This is a genomic window from Achromobacter sp. UMC71 (genome assembly GCF_014170305.1).
GTDB lineage: Bacteria > Pseudomonadota > Gammaproteobacteria > Burkholderiales > Burkholderiaceae_B > Achromobacter.
Map to the genome: position 1 here is coordinate 22,671 of NZ_LZZT01000006.1, position 14,837 is coordinate 37,507.

General features: G+C 62.1%; 23 protein-coding genes. 2 read left to right on the forward strand and 21 right to left on the reverse strand.

Features of this window, described 5'->3' with window-relative positions:
* Positions 1 to 67: 67 nt before the first annotated feature.
* Positions 68 to 1,924 carry a protein-disulfide reductase DsbD gene (dsbD, locus tag A9974_RS01720; RefSeq protein ID WP_255467975.1) on the reverse strand — a complete coding sequence of 619 codons (1,857 nt, stop codon included), beginning with the start codon at positions 1,922 to 1,924 and terminating at the stop codon, positions 68 to 70.
* Between the two features lie 32 nt (positions 1,925 to 1,956).
* Entirely contained in the window at positions 1,957 to 2,304 is a 348-nt protein-coding gene (gene cutA, locus A9974_RS01725; protein ID WP_183002464.1) for a divalent-cation tolerance protein CutA, read from the reverse strand.
* Positions 2,305 to 2,432: 128 nt separating this feature from the next.
* Between cutA and A9974_RS01730 the strand changes: the two genes are divergently transcribed.
* Positions 2,433 to 2,870, forward strand: coding sequence for an HIT family protein (locus tag A9974_RS01730; RefSeq protein WP_183002465.1), 438 nt, complete (start codon positions 2,433 to 2,435; stop codon positions 2,868 to 2,870).
* A 98-nt stretch (positions 2,871 to 2,968) separates the two neighbouring features.
* Here A9974_RS01730 and rplQ read toward each other — a convergent pair whose 3' ends face one another.
* The 19 genes from rplQ to A9974_RS01825 form a co-directional block, all read right to left on the reverse strand.
* Entirely contained in the window at positions 2,969 to 3,364 is a 396-nt protein-coding gene (gene rplQ, locus A9974_RS01735; protein WP_025136324.1) for a 50S ribosomal protein L17, read from the reverse strand.
* A gap of 186 nt (positions 3,365 to 3,550) precedes the next feature.
* Complete coding sequence (rpoA, locus tag A9974_RS01740) at positions 3,551 to 4,537, reverse strand: DNA-directed RNA polymerase subunit alpha (protein ID WP_006216514.1); 987 nt, start codon at positions 4,535 to 4,537, stop codon at positions 3,551 to 3,553.
* A 215-nt stretch (positions 4,538 to 4,752) separates the two neighbouring features.
* Complete coding sequence (gene rpsD, locus A9974_RS01745; RefSeq protein WP_006389633.1) at positions 4,753 to 5,376, reverse strand: 30S ribosomal protein S4; 624 nt, start codon at positions 5,374 to 5,376, stop codon at positions 4,753 to 4,755.
* An 11-nt stretch (positions 5,377 to 5,387) separates the two neighbouring features.
* Positions 5,388 to 5,789, reverse strand: coding sequence for a 30S ribosomal protein S11 (rpsK, locus tag A9974_RS01750; protein ID WP_006216516.1), 402 nt, complete (start codon positions 5,787 to 5,789; stop codon positions 5,388 to 5,390).
* Between the two features lie 15 nt (positions 5,790 to 5,804).
* Positions 5,805 to 6,170, reverse strand: coding sequence for a 30S ribosomal protein S13 (gene rpsM / locus A9974_RS01755; RefSeq protein WP_006216517.1), 366 nt, complete (start codon positions 6,168 to 6,170; stop codon positions 5,805 to 5,807).
* A gap of 43 nt (positions 6,171 to 6,213) precedes the next feature.
* Complete coding sequence (gene rpmJ, locus A9974_RS01760) at positions 6,214 to 6,327, reverse strand: 50S ribosomal protein L36 (RefSeq protein WP_003806928.1); 114 nt, start codon at positions 6,325 to 6,327, stop codon at positions 6,214 to 6,216.
* Between the two features lie 34 nt (positions 6,328 to 6,361).
* A complete protein-coding gene (gene infA / locus A9974_RS01765) occupies positions 6,362 to 6,580 on the reverse strand; it encodes a translation initiation factor IF-1 (protein ID WP_003806927.1) in 219 nt (72 codons plus the stop codon).
* A gap of 8 nt (positions 6,581 to 6,588) precedes the next feature.
* The gene (gene secY, locus A9974_RS01770; protein WP_025136326.1) at positions 6,589 to 7,914 is read right to left on the reverse strand and encodes a preprotein translocase subunit SecY; all 1,326 of its coding nucleotides are present in this window, start codon (positions 7,912 to 7,914) and stop codon (positions 6,589 to 6,591) included.
* Positions 7,915 to 7,928: 14 nt separating this feature from the next.
* Positions 7,929 to 8,369 (reverse strand): 50S ribosomal protein L15, encoded by a 441-nt coding sequence (gene rplO, locus A9974_RS01775; protein WP_043541568.1) that lies wholly within the window; start codon positions 8,367 to 8,369, stop codon positions 7,929 to 7,931.
* 9 nt (positions 8,370 to 8,378) lie between these two features.
* Positions 8,379 to 8,564 (reverse strand): 50S ribosomal protein L30, encoded by a 186-nt coding sequence (gene rpmD, locus A9974_RS01780; RefSeq protein WP_006216520.1) that lies wholly within the window; start codon positions 8,562 to 8,564, stop codon positions 8,379 to 8,381.
* Between the two features lie 3 nt (positions 8,565 to 8,567).
* A complete protein-coding gene (rpsE, locus tag A9974_RS01785; protein WP_006389628.1) occupies positions 8,568 to 9,089 on the reverse strand; it encodes a 30S ribosomal protein S5 in 522 nt (173 codons plus the stop codon).
* Between the two features lie 15 nt (positions 9,090 to 9,104).
* A complete protein-coding gene (gene rplR / locus A9974_RS01790; protein ID WP_013397004.1) occupies positions 9,105 to 9,470 on the reverse strand; it encodes a 50S ribosomal protein L18 in 366 nt (121 codons plus the stop codon).
* Positions 9,471 to 9,491: 21 nt separating this feature from the next.
* Positions 9,492 to 10,025, reverse strand: a complete 534-nt coding sequence (gene rplF, locus A9974_RS01795; RefSeq protein WP_183002466.1) for a 50S ribosomal protein L6 — start codon at positions 10,023 to 10,025, stop codon at positions 9,492 to 9,494.
* A 12-nt stretch (positions 10,026 to 10,037) separates the two neighbouring features.
* A complete protein-coding gene (gene rpsH / locus A9974_RS01800) occupies positions 10,038 to 10,433 on the reverse strand; it encodes a 30S ribosomal protein S8 (RefSeq protein ID WP_006216525.1) in 396 nt (131 codons plus the stop codon).
* A gap of 10 nt (positions 10,434 to 10,443) precedes the next feature.
* Positions 10,444 to 10,749, reverse strand: a complete 306-nt coding sequence (rpsN, locus tag A9974_RS01805) for a 30S ribosomal protein S14 (protein ID WP_006216527.1) — start codon at positions 10,747 to 10,749, stop codon at positions 10,444 to 10,446.
* Between the two features lie 12 nt (positions 10,750 to 10,761).
* Positions 10,762 to 11,301, reverse strand: a complete 540-nt coding sequence (gene rplE, locus A9974_RS01810) for a 50S ribosomal protein L5 (RefSeq protein WP_183002467.1) — start codon at positions 11,299 to 11,301, stop codon at positions 10,762 to 10,764.
* A 12-nt stretch (positions 11,302 to 11,313) separates the two neighbouring features.
* Positions 11,314 to 11,634 (reverse strand): 50S ribosomal protein L24, encoded by a 321-nt coding sequence (gene rplX / locus A9974_RS01815; protein ID WP_006389623.1) that lies wholly within the window; start codon positions 11,632 to 11,634, stop codon positions 11,314 to 11,316.
* A gap of 11 nt (positions 11,635 to 11,645) precedes the next feature.
* Positions 11,646 to 12,014 carry a 50S ribosomal protein L14 gene (gene rplN, locus A9974_RS01820; RefSeq protein ID WP_006216531.1) on the reverse strand — a complete coding sequence of 123 codons (369 nt, stop codon included), beginning with the start codon at positions 12,012 to 12,014 and terminating at the stop codon, positions 11,646 to 11,648.
* Between the two features lie 351 nt (positions 12,015 to 12,365).
* The gene (locus A9974_RS01825) at positions 12,366 to 13,130 is read right to left on the reverse strand and encodes an aspartyl/asparaginyl beta-hydroxylase domain-containing protein (protein WP_183002468.1); all 765 of its coding nucleotides are present in this window, start codon (positions 13,128 to 13,130) and stop codon (positions 12,366 to 12,368) included.
* Positions 13,131 to 13,316: 186 nt separating this feature from the next.
* Between A9974_RS01825 and A9974_RS01830 the strand changes: the two genes are divergently transcribed.
* Positions 13,317 to 14,744, forward strand: a complete 1,428-nt coding sequence (locus tag A9974_RS01830; protein WP_183002469.1) for an NAD-dependent succinate-semialdehyde dehydrogenase — start codon at positions 13,317 to 13,319, stop codon at positions 14,742 to 14,744.
* Positions 14,745 to 14,837: the final 93 nt, after the last annotated feature.

A 14,837-nucleotide genomic window follows, 5' to 3' on the forward strand; every position in this document is an offset into this window, starting at 1 on the left:
CCGGCCTGGAGGGGGTGGGTGCGCCGCCCATGCGACGCGAGCCCTCATGGTAGCGGCCGGGCGCCGCTCAGCGCAATAGCACGCGGTCCAGCGACTCGGTGAAACGCTTGGCGTCCTGGAAGCCCACCACGCGTGCGTCCAGCAATTCCTTACCGCCCGGGGCGAAGAACATGATGCCCGGCGGGCCGAACAGGCGGAAGCGCTTGAGCAACGCCCGGTCGTCGGCATTGTTGGCGGTCACGTCGGCCTGCACCAGCAGCATGCCCGCCATGCGCTGCGCCACGCCCGGATCCGTGAAGGTGAAGCGCTCCATTTCGCGGCACGACACGCACCAGTCCGCGTAGAAATCCAGCATCACCGGCTGTTGGCTCTGCGCCAGCAATGCATCGAGCTCGGCGTTGTTGCGCACGCGCTTGAAGTGCACCTCGCCCGCATTGGACGCGACGCCCGCCGTGGCCGGACCGCCCGACGCAAAGTGCGACAGCGGCTGCAATACATCGCGGCCGCCGCTGGCCGCGCCCACCAGCCATGCCGCGGCGGCCAAGGCCAGCAGCAGCCCCAGGCCCTTGCCGAACATGCGCGCCGCGCCGGCGCCGGCCGGCAGCGCATCAAAGGCGCGCAGCATCACCGCGCCGACAATCGCCAGGAAGGCCCAGCCGGTCATCTGCACCCAGGTCGGCACCACGGGGATCAGCATCCACCACGCCGTGGCCAGCAGCAGCATGCCGAACAAGCGCTTGACCCCGTCCATCCAGGGCCCGGCCTTGGGCAGCAACGCGCCCGACGAAGCGCCGACGATCAGGAGCGGCACGCCCATGCCCCACGCCATGGCGAACAGGGCCGAGCCGCCCAGCACCACATCGCCGGTCTGCGAGATATACAGCAAGGCGCCGGCCAGGGGCGCCGCCACGCAGGGCCCGACGATCAGAGCCGACAACGCGCCCATTACCAGCGCGCCGGTGTAGCGGCCGCCGGGCACGCGCGACGAACGCTCGGCCAGCTTGGCCTGGATGCCCGACGGCATCTGGAAAGTAAAGGCGTCGAACATCGCCAGCGCCAGCACGGCCAGCAGGATCGCGAACAGCGCCAGGATCCAGGGCGTCTGCAGCCAGGCGGCCAAGCCCGCGCCGCTCAGGCCGGCGGCCACGCCCAGCGCGGTATAGACCACCGACATCCCCAGTACGTAGGTTGCGGCCAGCGCCAGGCCGCGGCCGCGAGTCGGGCGGGCCTGGCTGGCCCCGCCCAGCACGATCGACGACAGAATGGGAATCATCGGCAGTACGCAGGGCGTGAACGCCAGCAGCAGTCCCAGCACCAGGAACACCCCGGCCGTCTTGATCCAACCCAGCCCGCCCAAGGCGTCGGCCAGGCCGGTGTCGCCCGCGTTGACCAGCGCGCTCAGGCCGCCCGTCGATGCGGGCGCGGCCGCGGCGGATGCGCCGGCGCCTCCCGCGCCCGCGCCTGCCAAGGCATAACCGCCGGCCACCGGCGTCAGCTTCACGCTGCTGTCCATGGGCGGGTAGCACAGGCCGGCGTCGGCACAGCCCTGGCCGGTCAGCGTCAAAGTGAACGGCTGGCCACCGGGCGTGACCGGCACGCGGATCACGACGTCCTTGTGATAGACCTCCATGTCCTTTTCAAAGGTGGGGTCGTATTTGACGTCGCCCTTGGGATAGACCGCCTCGCCCAGCGTTGCCGCACCCAAGGGGCTGATGGTGATACCGAAGCGCTCGCGGTACATGTAGTAGCCGGGCGCCACGCGGAAACGCAGCTCGACGGTGTCCGGCGCCGCCATCGCCGCGCTGAAGACGAAGGCCTTTTCCGGCTCCAGGAACTCGGCGTCGGCGCGCGCGGGCGCATTCCAGCCCAACAGCAGCAACGCCATCGCCAATAGGACCAGCAATCTGGGGAAAAAGGCACGCATCGGTGCGCCGACTAGGACCGCGGGGTGCAACATCAGTCTCTCTTGTTCTGCGGGATGGCCGTCTGCTCGCGCACCCAGTCCAGATAGGGCGCCGCACCGCCGATGACCGGCAGCACGATGATTTCGGGCACATCGTAGGGATGCATTTGCGCCAGGGCCTGAACCACGGCCTGGTGGCGCGCGTAGGTGGTCTTGACGTGGATGGGGATTTCTTCCGCCCCTTCGACCTCTCCTTGCCACTGGTAGATGGACAGGCCGGCGGCGCCAAGGTTCACGCAGGCCGCCAAACCATCTTCGACCAGGACATGGGCGATGCGCTTGGCCAGCAGCAGGTCCGGCGCGTTGCTGATGACCAGCACGACGTCGTCATCGCGCAACATGGAACCTCCTTGGGATACCCGTGTGGGATGTAACTCGGGGTATTTTATCGGTATTGCCGCCACCTGCTACGGCCGGCCCCGCGGCGTCGCCGCGCCATCACGCGCTCTCCGTCCCCACCGAGGCAAGCATGTCCGATAATTGCCTGTTCTGCCGTATCGCCCGCCACGAGATCCCGGCCCACATCGTTCACGAAGACGAGCGCCTGATGGCGTTCCTGGACATCCAGCCCGTGCGTGCCGGACATACGCTCATCATTCCCAAGCAGCACTACCCTTACTACGAAGACATGCCGGCCGACCTGGCCGGCCACATCGTCAACCTGGGCCAGAAGCTGGGGCGCCACATGAAGCGCCTGTACAACGTCGAGCGCGTGGCATTCGCGTTCACCGGCATCCACGTCGCGCACACCCACGCGCACGTGATTCCCATGCATCATCCGCAAGACGTGACTTCGACCCAGTACATCGAGCAGCAGGACCTGACCTTCCGGATGCCGCCCCAAGCCCCCCAAGAGGCGCTGGCGGCCACCGCCGCCCAATTGCGAGGCGAACTGCACGCCTCCTAGCCAAAAGGCCCTGACGGGCCTCTAAGTGCTTTCCCGCGCCACAAAAAACAAGGGCGGGTCCGAAAACCCGCCCTTGCTACTCATCGCGCAACCGAAGCTTATTCGGCGGCGCTGTCCTCAGCGGCTTCATCGACTTCCGGACGGTCGACCAGCTCCATGAATGCCATGGGAGCGTTGTCGCCTTGACGGAAACCCATCTTCAGCACGCGGGTGTAGCCGCCGTTACGGGCCGCGTAGCGCGGGCCGATTTCGGCGAACAGCTTCACCACGGCGTCGCGATCGCGCAGACGGGCAAAAGCCAGACGCTTGTTCGCGAGGGTGGGTTCTTTACCCAGCGTGATCAGGGGTTCGATGACGCGGCGCAATTCTTTCGCCTTCGGCAGCGTGGTCTTGATGGCTTCGTGGGTGATCAACGAAACGGCCATGTTGCGGAACATGGCAAGACGGTGACTGCTGGTGCGGTTGAGCTTACGCAAGCCATTACCGTGACGCATGATAAGTATCCTTTGAATCTAGAGAAGGCGTTTCCGCCATCGGGTTATCCGGCTCTTCTATCAACCTGCAATCAGGCCGCGGTCCGGTAGAAAACGGAGCATTTTACGACGGTTTCGCAAACCGCCCGGTTTTGATGCCGGGCGCTGCAGGGGACGCCCCCAACCGGGGGCGCCACCCGTTAAGACTTAGGGACGTTCCAGGCCCAGGGGCGGCCAGTTCTCGAGCTTCATGCCGAGCGTCAAGCCACGTGCAGCCAGGACTTCCTTGATCTCGTTGAGCGACTTGCGACCCAGGTTCGGGGTCTTGAGCAGCTCGTTTTCGGTACGCTGGATCAGGTCGCCGATGTAGTAGATGTTTTCGGCCTTCAGGCAGTTGGCCGAACGCACGGTCAGTTCCAGGTCGTCGACCGGACGCAGCAGGACCGGATCGATCTGCGGCGTGCCGCGGACCGGCGCTTCGTACGAATCGCCAGCGCCTTCCAGGGCGGCGAAAACCGAGATCTGGTCCATCAGGATGCGAGCCGACTGGCGCACCGCTTCCTCGGGCGAGATCACGCCGTTGGTTTCGATGTCCAGGACCAGCTTGTCCAGATCGGTGCGCTGTTCCACACGGGCGCTTTCAACCGCGTAGCTCACGCGGCGAACCGGGCTGAACGAAGCGTCCAGAACGATGCGGCCGATGGTGTGGGTGCGGTCTTCCGACAGCGCGCGCACGTTGCCCGGCACGTAGCCGCGGCCCTTTTCAACCTTGATCTGCATTTCCAGCTTGCCTGCGTCCGTCAGGTTGCAGATGGCGTGGCCGGGGTTGATGATCTCGACATCGTGCGGCAGCTCGATGTCGCTGGCCAGCACGGTGCCGGCGCCGGTCTTGCGCAGAACCAGGGTGACTTCGTCACGGTTGTGCAGCTTGAAGACCACGCCCTTCAGGTTCAGCAGGATGTCGACGACATCTTCGCGAACGCCCGGGATGGTCGAGTATTCGTGCACCACGCCCGTCATCTGGACTTCGGTCGGCGCGTAGCCGGTCATCGAAGACAGCAGGATGCGGCGCAGGGCGTTGCCCAGCGTATGACCGTAGCCACGCTCGAACGGCTCCATCACGATCTTGGCATGGTGCGTGCCGACCGGTTCGACTTCAATGGAGCGCGGCTTCAGGAAACCTTGAGTGGACATGTACTGTGTTCCTTTTCAATACCCTCGGCTCGTTACACCGATAAGGCTGATGGACAGGGTGAAACATGAAACTCGGACGGTGCAAAAACACCGGCCGATACTTACCGCAAAGCCCGCCCCGCCAAAAGGCGGAAAGCGGGCTGCTGCGGGACGTGCAAACAGGTCGCGAGACCAGCTTGCCAGCGCTTCCGCGAAGGAGGCGCCAGCAGGCTTGATTAACGCGAGTACAGTTCCACGACCATCGATTCGTTGATGTCGCGAGCGACGTCAGCGCGATCGGGGGCCGACTTGAACGTACCGGTCAACTTGGTCGTGTCGACTTCCACCCACTGGGGGATGCCGATGCTGGTGGCCAGGTCGAGCGATTCCTTGATACGGCCTTGCTTCTTGGCCTTTTCGCGGATCGAGATAACGTCACCAGCCTTGACCAGCATCGAAGCGATGTCGGCGGTGTGGCCGTTCAGTTCGATGGCGCGGTGGCTCACCAGCTGGCGAGCTTCGGCGCGCGTCGAGCCGAAGCCCATGCGGTAGACGACGTTGTCCAGGCGCGATTCCAGCAGCTGGATCAGCGTTTCGCCGGTGTTGCCACGGCGACGCTCGGCTTCAGCGAAGTACTTGCGGAATTGCTTTTCCAGCACGCCGTACATGCGCTTCAGCTTTTGCTTTTCGCGCAGCTGCAGGCCGTAGTCGGAAGTGCGGGCACCCGAAGTGCGGCCGTGTTGGCCAGGCTTGGAATCCAGCTTGCACTTGGAATCCAGCGAGCGACGGGCGCTCTTCAGGAACAGGTCAGTACCCTCGCGGCGCGAGAGCTTGCATTTGGGTCCAATATAACGTGCCATGTGGATTCCCTTTAGATACGACGACGCTTCGGCGGACGGCAGCCGTTGTGCGGAACGGGCGTGATGTCGGCGATGCTCGAAATCTTGATGCCCAGCGCGTTCAGAGCGCGGACAGACGACTCGCGGCCAGGACCGGGGCCCTTGATACGCACTTCCAGCGTCTTGATGCCGTATTCCAGCGCAACGCGGCCAGCCGTTTCAGCAGCAACCTGCGCGGCGAACGGGGTCGACTTACGCGAACCCTTGAAGCCAGCACCGCCCGACGTGGCCCACGACAAAGCGTTGCCCTGACGGTCAGTGATGGTGATGATGGTGTTGTTGAACGAAGCGTGAACGTGCGCGATGCCGTCCGAGACGTTCTTCTTAACCTTTTTGCGCACGCGCGAAGCGCCGCTGGTGGAAGCTTTCGCCATAATCCAGTTCCTCGATTATTTCTTCAGGGACGCAGCAGCACGACGCGGGCCCTTACGGGTCCGGGCGTTGGTGCGAGTGCGCTGGCCGCGCACGGGCAAACCGCGCTTGTGACGCATACCGCGGTAGGTTCCCAGGTCGATCAAACGCTTGATCGAGAGCTGTACTTCACGACGCAGGTCGCCTTCAACCGTGAACAGACCAACATGTTCGCGGACGCGTTCCAATTCAGCGTCGTTCAGATCCTTGACCTTTTTGTCAAAGGGTACGTTTGCCGCTTCGCAGATTTTGCGAGCGCGCGTACGACCGATGCCAAAAATGGCGGTCAGGCCGATCTCGGCGTGCTGTTGCGGCGGGATGTTAATGCCAGCAATACGGGCCATGACTATTCCTTGAATAAATCTGTTGCGTAGTCGCTAACCCGAGTTAGCCTTGACGCTGCTTGTGACGCGGGTCGGTGCAGATAACACGCACGACGCCGTGACGTTTGATAACTTTGCAGTTGCGGCAGATCCGCTTAACCGATGCCATTACTTTCATGGTTGACTCCTAATTTTCCGTAATCCGGTTCCGCTCATTTGGAGCGGAAAACTATCCTGGCTCGCGTCAGATCATAGGGCGTGAGCTCCACTGTGACCTTGTCACCCGGCAGGATCCGGATGTAATGCATACGCATCTTGCCGGAAATATGGCCCAACACCACGTGGCCGTTTTCGAGCTTGACGCGAAATGTCGCGTTCGGGAGGTTCTCAAGAACCTCGCCTTGCATCTGAATGACGTCGTCCTTGGACATTCTTTTGCTTACCGCATCGGCAAACCCGCGCCCTTGAAGTTAGCCTTCTTGAGCAACGAGTCGTACTGGTGAGACATCATGTAGGCCTGAACCTGCGCCATGAAATCCATCGTCACCACCACAATAATCAACAGAGACGTACCACCGAAGTAGAAGGGAACGTTCCAGCGCATCACCAAGAATTCCGGCAACAGGCACACCAACGTGATGTAGATGGCACCTGCGAGCGTCAGACGCATCAGGATCTTGTCGATGTAGCGCGCTGTCTGTTCACCCGGACGAATGCCCGGAACAAACGCACCACTCTTCTTCAGGTTGTCCGCCGTTTCGCGGCTGTTGAACACCAGAGCCGTGTAGAAAAAGCAGAAGAAAATAATCGCGACCGAATACAGCGTGATGTAGAGCGGTTGACGAGGCGACAGGGCCGCAGCCAGGTCGCTAAGCCAGCGCATGTTCTCACTGCTGGAGAACCAGCTCGTGATCGTTGCCGGGAACAGGATGATCGACGATGCGAAGATCGGCGGAATCACCCCGGCCATGTTCAGCTTCAGCGGCAAATGCGAGCTTTGACCACCGTAGACCTTGTTGCCGACCTGACGCTTGGCGTAGTTCACCGTGATCTTGCGCTGCCCGCGTTCCACGAACACCACAAAAGCGGTAACCAGCACCACCAGAGCCACGATGAACAGTGCGGAAAGCACGGACATCGCGTTGGTGCGGACCAGGTCCAACAGTGCAGCCAGCGCGGCGGGCAGACCCGCAACGATACCTGCGAAGATCAGGATGGAAATCCCGTTGCCAAGACCACGTTCCGTGATTTGCTCACCCAGCCACATGACGAACATGGTGCCAGTGACCAAGGTCACGACGGTCGTAAAGCGGAACAGCATGCCCGGATCGATCACCAGTCCCTGCTGGGACTCCAACGCTACCGAAATGCCCACAGCCTGCACCAGCGCCAGCACGACCGTGCCGTAGCGGGTGTATTGGGTAATCTTCCGACGGCCGGCTTCGCCCTCTTTCTTGAGCGCTTCCAGCGACGGCACCACCACCGACATCAACTGCATGATGATGGATGCCGAAATGTACGGCATGATCCCCAGGGCAAAAATCGAGAAGCGCGAGAGCGCCCCGCCCGAGAACATGTTGAACAGGCCCAGGATCCCGCCCTGGTTCTGACGGAACAAGTCCGCCAGCGCATCCGGGTTGATACCCGGTACGGGGATGTGTGTACCCAAACGGTAAACCACCAGGGCGAGCACCAGGAACACGAGGCGGCGCTTTAGGTCGCCGTACCGTGCTCCGGTTTTGCCCAATGCCTGCGCGTTAGCCACTCGTCACCTCGTGATCAAGCAAGCGAGCCGCCCGCGGCTTCGATGGCGGCGCGAGCGCCAGCCGTCGCGGTAATGCCCTTGAGCACGACCTTGCGCGAGAGTTCACCCGACTTGATGACCTTGGCGTAACGAACCGCCTGGCCAATCACGCCAGCCGCCTTCAGCACTTGCACGTCGACTTCGTCGATGGGCAGGGCTTGCAGGTCCGACAGACGGACTTCGGCGTACAGGTGCTGACCGAGCGGGGTGAAACCACGCTTGGGCAGGCGACGCTGCAGCGGCATTTGACCGCCTTCGAAGCCAACCTTATGGAAACCGCCCGAGCGCGACTTCTGACCCTTGTGGCCACGGCCGGCGGTTTTACCCAGACCCGAACCGATACCACGGCCGACGCGGCGCTTGGCGTGCTTGCTGCCCTCAGCGGGCTTCAGCGAATTAAGTTGCATATCCGACATGGTGATTCCTTAGGCTTCCGAGACGGAAACGAGATAATCCACCTTACGGATCATCCCACGCACCTCGGGCGTATCGACCAGCACGCGGCTGCTGTTGATGCGGCCCAAGCCCAAACCGCGAACCGTGTCACGGTGCGATTGCTTGGTACCGATCACGGAGCGCACGAGGGTCACTTTGATCTGCTTCTGAGCCATGATTTACCCCAGGATTTCTTCGACGGTCTTGCCGCGCTTGGCAGCAACATCCGCCGGGGTCAGGGAAGCGCGCAGGCCATTCAACGTGGCGCGAACCATGTTGTAGGGGTTGCTCGAGCCCAGGCTCTTGGCAACCACGTTACGCACACCCATCACTTCGAAAATAGCGCGCATCGGGCCGCCGGCGATAACGCCAGTACCTTCAGCAGCGGGCGAAATCAGCACGGTAGCGGCGCCATGCTTGCCGACCACGGTGTGGTGCAGCGTGCCGTTCTTCAGGGCCACCTTGAACATGCCGCGACGGGCCTGTTCCATAGCCTTCTGAACGGACACCGGCACTTCACGCGCCTTGCCCTTGCCCATGCCGACGCGGCCATCGCCATCGCCAACCACGGTCAGCGCGGCAAAGCTCATGGTGCGACCACCCTTGACCACTTTGCTCACGCGGTTGACCGCGATCATCTTTTCGCGGAGGCCGTCATCGTTCTCTTTTTCCGCGGCGTTCTTGCCTTGTACTTTAGCCATTTGACAGATCCTCGCTTAGAACTTCAGGCCGGCTTCACGCGCGGCATCGGCCAGCGCTTTCACGCGGCCATGGTAACGAAAGCCCGAGCGATCGAAAGCGACCAGTTCGATACCGGCAGCCTTGGCCTTTTCGGCCACGCGCTTGCCAACCAGCGAAGCAGCGGCTTTGTTGCCGCCCTGGCCGGTTTGGCCGGCCAGTTGCGCACGCACTTCGGCTTCCACCGTCGAGGCGCTGACCAGAACGCGATCGCCTTCCGGCGAAATGATATTGGCGTAGATGTGCTGGTTCGAGCGGAAGATCGAGAGGCGGTGAACGCGCAGCTCGTTGATCTTCCGGCGGGTCGGAACCGCACGACGCAAACGGGAAACTTTTTTGTCCATGATTCGTCCTTGCGTGCGCCGTTATTTCTTCTTGGTTTCTTTGATGACGACGCGTTCGTCCGAGTAACGCACACCCTTGCCCTTGTAGGGTTCGGGTTCGCGGTACGCGCGGATTTCAGCGGCCACCTGACCGACGACTTGCTTGTTGGAGCCCTTGATGACGATTTCCGTCTGGGTGGGGCATTCGGCCTTGATACCGGCCGGCAACTGGTGCAAAACGTCGTGCGAGAAACCGAGCTGCAGCTTAACGGCGTCGCCTTGAATCGAGGCGCGGTAACCCACGCCAACCAGATTCAGCTTGCGCTCGAATCCCTTGCTCACACCGTTGACCATGTTGGCCACCAGCGCGCGCACGGTACCCGACATGGCATTGGCGTGACGAGTTTCGTTGGCGGCGGCAAACGTGAGCTTGCCGTTGTCCAACGCAACCGTGACGTCGCCAGTCAGGGCTTGGGTCAAGGAACCCAGCGGGCCCTTGACGGTGATCTGATCCTGCTTGATGTCAGCTTCGACACCCTTGGGCAGGTCGACCGGATACTTAGCGATACGTGACATTCGAATTTCTCCTTAGGCCACGTAGCACAGCACTTCGCCACCGACGCCGTTGGCGCGAGCCTTACGGTCGGTCATGACGCCGCGCGAGGTCGATACGATAGCCACGCCCAGGCCATTCATGACCTGAGGAATGCTGGTACGGCCCTTGTAGATGCGCAGACCGGGACGCGAAACGCGTTCGATGCGCTCGATGACCGGACGGCCAGCGTAGTACTTCAGGGTGATCTCGAGCTCAGGCTTGGCCTGGGTGCCCTTGATTTCAAAGCTGTCGATGTAGCCTTCGTCTTTCAGCACAGCGGCAATAGCCGCCTTCAGCTTCGAGGAGGGCATGCTCACCGTAACTTTGTCCACTTGCTGCGCATTGCGAATGCGGGTCAGCATATCGGCGATGGGATCGCTCATGCTCATATTGTTTCTCCTACCAGCTGGCCTTGGTGATGCCGGGGATTTCGCCCTTCATCGCCATTTCACGCAGTTTGTGGCGCGTCAGGCCGAACTTGCGGAACACACCGCGCGGACGACCGGTGACCACGCAACGGTTACGTTGACGCGTCGGGTTGGCATTGCGCGGCAGCTGTTGCAGCTTGAGCCGAGCTTGGTAACGTTCTTCGTCGGTCTTCGACTGATCGTCGATGATCGCCTTCAACTCAGCGCGCTTGGCAGCGAACTTGTCAGCCAGCTTGGCGCGCTTGATGTCGCGATTGATGAGGGAAAGTTTAGCCACGTCATCAGCCCCTTAGTTACGGAACGGGAAGCTGAAGGCCGTCAACAGCGCCTTGGCTTCTTCGTCGGTCTTCGCGGAGGTGGTGATGCTGATGTTCAGCCCACGCAGCGCGTCGATCTTGTCGTACTCGATTTCGGGGAAAATGATCTGCTCTTTCACCCCGATGTTGTAGTTGCCACGGCCGTCGAACGCACGACCCGAGATACCGCGGAAGTCGCGCACGCGAGGCAGCGCAACCGCCACCAGGCGATCCAGGAATTCGTACATGCGTTGGCCACGCAGCGTGACCATGCAACCAATCGGGTAGTTTTCGCGGATCTTGAAACCGGCGATAGCCTTCTTGGTCTTCGTCACGACAGGCTTTTGGCCAGCGATCTTGGTCAGGTCACCCACAGCGTGCTCGATGACCTTCTTGTCCGACACAGCTTCCGAGACACCCATGTTCAGGGTGATCTTGGTGATGCGCGGCACTTCCATGACGCTCTTGTAGCCGAACTTGGCCTGCAGGTCGCCAGCGACCTTGTTCTTATAGAAATCTTGCAAACGAGACATGTCTTTCGCCCCTTACGCCTTGGCGCCGACAACGGCACCATTGGAACGGAACACGCGAACCTTGCGGCCTTCGACTTCTTGCACGCCGACGCGGTCGCCACGACCGGTGGCGGGGTTGAAGAGCGCCACATTCGAGATGTGGATCGGCATGGTCTTTTCGACGATGCCACCCGGGTTGTTAGCCATCGGGTTGGCTTTCACGTGCTTCTTGACGACGTTGACGCCTTCGACCAGGACGTGGTCGGCATCAACGCGAGCCAGCACGGTACCGCGACGCTTCTTGTCGCGGCCGGTCAGGACGATGACTTCGTCGCCTTTACGAATGTTGTTCATCGTAGGGCTCCTTACAGCACTTCCGGGGCCAGCGACACGATCTTCATGAACTTCTCGGTACGCAGTTCGCGCGTAACGGGTCCGAAGATGCGGGTGCCGATGGGCTCCAGCTTGGCGTTGAGCAACACGGCGGCATTGCCACCGAAACGAATCAGCGAACCGTCTTTACGGCGCACGCCCTTGGCGGTACGAACCACCACGGCATTGTAAATTTCGCCTTTCTTGACGCGTCCGCGCGGAGCCGCATCTTTGACGCTCACCTTGATGATGTCGCCGATACCGGCATAACGGCGCTTGGAGCCACCGAGCACTTTAATGCACATGACATGACGCGCACCAGTGTTATCGGCCACGTCCAGCGTGGTCTGCATTTGGATCATGATTTTTCCTGTTCCAACTTAACTGGAAATACGGTTTTCCCCAAAAAGGGAACACTGCAATTCCTGCCAGTTTTGGTCCCGTCAGGTCAGCCGCCCTGCTTTATTGTTGGCTGGCTTCGAGCTCTCGCTTCAAAACCATCAACTGGTGGCAACGCAACGACCCTGGGTTGAAATCCTGCGGGTATTCCCCCAACACGTTGGCCCGGGCTAGTCCTGGCCAATCGACAATCTGGGAAAGCTGACCATTCTAGCGTGGTTAGATTTTGAGCGCAAGCCCTTTGTTGAGTTAGTGAGCAAATACGCGACAGCGCCTGTGGAAAACTCGCCTCGAGAGGGCTTTCGAGGAAGGAGTTAATCCGCCCCCGTTTTATCCCGGTAGTAGTTGCGCTCCCAGGCGTCGTGATTTGCCTTGCCGCGGCGGATTTCGTCCGTGAAGGGCGCGGCCATCAGCACCAGGCGATTGAGCCAACGGATCGGGGCCCGGCAGGGGCGTTCGAAGTCCACGAACAGCACGGCGCGCGTGCCGTCGGTGTCATTGTGCACCTGGTGGGGATAGAGGTCGTCGAACACCACGGCCTCGCCCTCCTTCCAGCAATAACGCTCGCCGCCTACTTCGATCCAGCAACGTTCGGCCGGTTCGGGCACCACCAGGCCCAGGTGCAGACGCAGGACCCCGTTGTACGGCCCGGTGTGCAGGGGGATCCGCTTGCCCGGCTCCAGGATGGAATAGAAGGCGGTGCGCAGGCCCGGGATGCCCTGCAGCGCCCGGGCGGTGGCCGGACAACGCGCCAGGTTGCGCGCGGAGCGCAGGCCGTAGCCCATGAAGACGAAGGTCTTCCACTGGTCGTCGGACGTGATCATGCCGACATCGGGGGACAGTTCATGGAAGGACGGCAGCTGCTGGCGCTCGGCCAACAGGGCAACCAGTTCGGCGCGGATGGCGGGCGCCTGCGCCTCCAGGGCGGCCAGCCAGGGAAACTGGCTGTTCTTGAAGATCGGGCGGTCACCCACCAGGGACGCCAGCGCGATGCGGTGGCGCAGCCAATCTATGAAACGGAAGAAAACGCGGGAATAGACACTGGGCTGGCTTGGCGGACGCGTATCGGCGGATTGCACAGTAGGTATCTATATAGACAGCCAAAGATGCACCATTTTGTCCATGGCGCCTGCCACATGCAAGTACCATCCATTGGCTCCTAGGCACCCGCCGGAATTGGACCTCCCCGCGGCCGGCAAGCTGGTTTAGACTGGCGTGGGCGACCGCGATCGCTACCCACTCCTATTTCGCAAGGAAAGACAGGCATGTATGAACAGTTGGCGCTGTATATCGACGGCGAATTCGTCGCCGGCGAGGGCAGGCGCACCCAGGACGTCATCAACCCGGCCACGCTGGAAGTGCTCGGCCAGCTGCCTCACGCCACTGAAGCGGATCTGGACCGCGCGCTAGCCGCCGCCCAGCGCGCGTTCGAATCATGGAAGAAGTCTTCTCCCATGGATCGCTCCGCCATCCTGCGCAAGGTCGCCACCCTGTCGCGCGAGCGCGCCAAGGAAATCGGCCGCAACATGACGCTGGACCAGGGCAAGCCGCTGGCCGAGGCGGTGGGCGAAGTCACTTCCTGCGCCGAGCACGCCGATTGGCATGCCGAGGAATGCCGCCGCATCTACGGCCGCGTGATTCCCCCGCGCAATCCCGATGTGCGCCAGATCGTTGTGCGTGAACCCATCGGCGTCTGCGCCGCCTTCACGCCCTGGAACTTCCCGTACAACCAGGCCATCCGCAAGATCGCCGCCGCGCTCGGCGCCGGCTGCACGGTGGTGCTGAAGGGTCCTGAAGACTCGCCCAGCGCCGTCATGGCCATCGCCCGCATGTTCCACGACGCCGGCCTGCCCAAGGGTTGCCTGAACATCGTCTGGGGCGAGCCCGCCAAGATTTCCGACTACCTGATCCGTTCACCCATCGTACGCAAGGTCTCGTTCACCGGCTCCGTGCCGGTGGGCAAGCAGCTGGCCGCGCTGGCCGGCGCGCACATGAAGCGCGTCACCATGGAACTGGGCGGCCATTCGCCCGTGCTGGTGTTCGACGACGCGGACATCGATCGCGCCGCCACCATGCTGGCCAAGTTCAAGGTCCGCAACGCCGGCCAGGTCTGCGTTTCGCCGACCCGCTTCTACGTGCAGAACGGCGCCTACGAGCAGTTCCTGGCGCGCTTCACCGAAGTGCTCAAGAACATCAAGGTCGGCGACGGCCTGGAAGCGGGCACCGACATGGGCCCGTTGGCGCACGAACGCCGCGTTCCCGCCATGAGCGCCTTCATCGACGACGCCAAGAAGCACGGCGGCAAGGTGGTGGTGGGCGGCGGCCCGCTGGATCGCAAGGGCTTCTTCTTCGCCCCCACGGTCGTCACCGACCTGCCCGACAACTCCATGCTGATGACCGAAGAACCCTTCGGTCCGGTGGCGCCGGTGGTCCGCTTCACCGACACCGATGAAGTGCTGGCGCGCGCCAACAGCCTGCCGTTCGGCCTGTCGTCCTACGTGTTCACCAACTCGCTGCAGACCGCCACCAAGGTCTCCAACGGCCTGGAAGCCGGCATGGTCAACATCAACCATTTCGGCAGCGCGCTGGCCGAGACCCCGTTCGGCGGCATCAAGGACAGCGGCATCGGCAGCGAAGGCGGCCTCGAAACGTTCGATGGGTACCTGGTCACGAAGTTCATCACGCACATCTGATCGGCGCGTCCGTCAGTCCAAAAAAAGCCCCGCAAGGGGCTTTTTTTTCGCCTGGGGCAATGCATCGCGGAGCAAGTATTTTGGCGCCATTCT

What these genes read in the sequence shown, in the direction of transcription:
- dsbD (WP_255467975.1), bottom strand. Translation starts at nt 1,924, where the DNA reads ATGCGTGCCTTTTTCCCCAGATTGCTGGTCCTATTGGCGATGGCGTTG.
- cutA (WP_183002464.1), bottom strand. Translation starts at nt 2,304, where the DNA reads ATGTTGCGCGATGACGACGTCGTGCTGGTCATCAGCAACGCGCCGGAC.
- A9974_RS01730 (WP_183002465.1), top strand. Translation starts at nt 2,433, where the DNA reads ATGTCCGATAATTGCCTGTTCTGCCGTATCGCCCGCCACGAGATCCCG.
- rplQ (WP_025136324.1), bottom strand. Translation starts at nt 3,364, where the DNA reads ATGCGTCACGGTAATGGCTTGCGTAAGCTCAACCGCACCAGCAGTCAC.
- rpoA (WP_006216514.1), bottom strand. Translation starts at nt 4,537, where the DNA reads ATGTCCACTCAAGGTTTCCTGAAGCCGCGCTCCATTGAAGTCGAACCG.
- rpsD (WP_006389633.1), bottom strand. Translation starts at nt 5,376, where the DNA reads ATGGCACGTTATATTGGACCCAAATGCAAGCTCTCGCGCCGCGAGGGT.
- rpsK (WP_006216516.1), bottom strand. Translation starts at nt 5,789, where the DNA reads ATGGCGAAAGCTTCCACCAGCGGCGCTTCGCGCGTGCGCAAAAAGGTT.
- rpsM (WP_006216517.1), bottom strand. Translation starts at nt 6,170, where the DNA reads ATGGCCCGTATTGCTGGCATTAACATCCCGCCGCAACAGCACGCCGAG.
- rpmJ (WP_003806928.1), bottom strand. Translation starts at nt 6,327, where the DNA reads ATGAAAGTAATGGCATCGGTTAAGCGGATCTGCCGCAACTGCAAAGTT.
- infA (WP_003806927.1), bottom strand. Translation starts at nt 6,580, where the DNA reads ATGTCCAAGGACGACGTCATTCAGATGCAAGGCGAGGTTCTTGAGAAC.
- rplO (WP_043541568.1), bottom strand. Translation starts at nt 8,369, where the DNA reads ATGTCGGATATGCAACTTAATTCGCTGAAGCCCGCTGAGGGCAGCAAG.
- rpmD (WP_006216520.1), bottom strand. Translation starts at nt 8,564, where the DNA reads ATGGCTCAGAAGCAGATCAAAGTGACCCTCGTGCGCTCCGTGATCGGT.
- rpsE (WP_006389628.1), bottom strand. Translation starts at nt 9,089, where the DNA reads ATGGCTAAAGTACAAGGCAAGAACGCCGCGGAAAAAGAGAACGATGAC.
- rplR (WP_013397004.1), bottom strand. Translation starts at nt 9,470, where the DNA reads ATGGACAAAAAAGTTTCCCGTTTGCGTCGTGCGGTTCCGACCCGCCGG.
- rplF (WP_183002466.1), bottom strand. Translation starts at nt 10,025, where the DNA reads ATGTCACGTATCGCTAAGTATCCGGTCGACCTGCCCAAGGGTGTCGAA.
- rpsH (WP_006216525.1), bottom strand. Translation starts at nt 10,433, where the DNA reads ATGAGCATGAGCGATCCCATCGCCGATATGCTGACCCGCATTCGCAAT.
- rplE (WP_183002467.1), bottom strand. Translation starts at nt 11,301, where the DNA reads ATGTCTCGTTTGCAAGATTTCTATAAGAACAAGGTCGCTGGCGACCTG.
- rplX (WP_006389623.1), bottom strand. Translation starts at nt 11,634, where the DNA reads ATGAACAACATTCGTAAAGGCGACGAAGTCATCGTCCTGACCGGCCGC.
- rplN (WP_006216531.1), bottom strand. Translation starts at nt 12,014, where the DNA reads ATGATCCAAATGCAGACCACGCTGGACGTGGCCGATAACACTGGTGCG.
- A9974_RS01830 (WP_183002469.1), top strand. Translation starts at nt 13,317, where the DNA reads ATGTATGAACAGTTGGCGCTGTATATCGACGGCGAATTCGTCGCCGGC.